Genomic DNA, 1,523 nt, shown 5'->3' with positions numbered 1-1,523 from the left:
CGCCGGCAACGAAGCGGTGCTCTCGGGTTGCGGTCGGCTCCTTCTTCCGGTGGGCGGTGAAGGCGCGGCTCATCGAGGAGTCCCCGGTCGACGACGTCGAGACGATCTCGGTGCCGCGGGGTCTCCCCCGCCCGATCGCGCACGACAGCCTCCAGCAGGCGCTGTGGGACGCCGACGACCGCACGCGGCTCGCGCTCATGCTTGCGGCCTACGCCGGCCTCAGGCGGGGCGAGATCGCTCGGCTTCACACCTCACAGGTCGCCGCCACGCAGCTGTCTGTGACCGGTAAGGGAGGACACCAGCGGATGGTGCCGATCGACCCTCGCGGCGACCTGGCGCTGGAGCTGACCGCCGAGCTTGAGCGTCGCCGCCGCGGTGTTCACGGCACCGGCTGGAGCGGACCGTTCGTCAGCGCGCACGGCTACTTGTTCCCGAGCACCCTGCACGCGGGCCCGATGACGGCGAGCGCTCTCGGCCGGATCATCTCCGAGGCGCTGCCCGAGCACTGGACGTCCCACACCTTGCGGCACCGATTCGCTACAGACGCCTACGCGAGCGAGCGCGACCTGATGGCAGTTCAACAGCTCCTCGGCCACGCACGCCCCGAGACCACGTCCGTGTACGCGCAGGTGCCGCAGGGCGCGCTTCTGGCCGCGGTAGTCGGCGCCGGACCGTCACGCTTGCGGGCGGGGTCCGCGCCGGTCGAACGACCGCCCGCCTATCCAGCAGCCGGGCCCGACCGTTCTAGTTGAGGCTCAAGCAGGGCGCGTCCCGCTGCTCACCGTGGCCGACGCGCCCGGCGGAGGTGCTCGAGTGGCGGGAGTCCCCGACTGCCGCTACTCTTACTTTTGAGGGCAAACTTTTACCTCCGGGACGCTAAGGGGCAAACCTTGACCTTTCACGACGACATCAGGCCGCTCATCGCCGCAGAGACAGCTCTGCTCGCACCAACGCTGTACGACGCGGTCTCCCTAGGGTTGGGCGGCGCGCAGACTCGCATGCGTGGGATCGACCTGAGCAAGTACCCGGCACAGTTCTCAGGGCTGGTGCGCATGGAAGTGCGGGAAGAGCTCGAGGCTCGCGCCTTGCCCGATGGTTGGAGCATCGGCGGCGAACCGCGTCAGATGGCACAGCTGCTCCTCGAGCACGAGGAATACAACATGGTGTTGCGGTTCCTCAAGGAGAACCGGAGCAACCCCGGCCGTGTCCCCCACGCAGGGCTGAACAAGGCCCGCCGCGACATCTGGTCGCGTCGTGAGACGCCGCTCGACCTCGGCTTTGGCTGGGAGGAGCAAGAAGCCAAGGGCGAGCCGGCTACGTTCCTGCTCCTCTGGGGACCAGTGAACCCGCTCAACCTCGATCTCGGTTTCACCCTCCGCGTGGTCCACACCGTGGAGCCTGGCAATCACCTGCGCGGGGTCACATGCGACATGGAGATCGAGCTCCTCCAGGGCGGCGCGATCTTCGAACGCCTCGAGTTCGCCGGCGCCGCCGCGGCCGGGGCCCTGTTCCAGGGCGACATC

At 68.7% G+C, this 1,523-nt stretch carries 2 protein-coding genes; both read left to right on the top strand.

Annotated features, from left to right (window positions below; all coding sequences use genetic code 11):
* A partial coding sequence (locus tag ACTUAL_RS28995; RefSeq protein WP_440902465.1) for a tyrosine-type recombinase/integrase occupies positions 1-752 on the top strand: 752 nt, incomplete at its 5' end.
* A gap of 138 nt (positions 753-890) precedes the next feature.
* Positions 891-1,523, top strand: a 633-nt coding sequence (locus ACTUAL_RS28990) for a hypothetical protein (protein ID WP_440902464.1), incomplete at its 3' end; no start/stop codon positions are given.

The sequence above is a fragment of the Actinosynnema sp. genome (assembly GCF_052038725.1).
The sequence above is the reverse complement of the archived record's forward strand: the minus strand, read 5'-3'. Positions and strand labels throughout refer to the sequence as shown.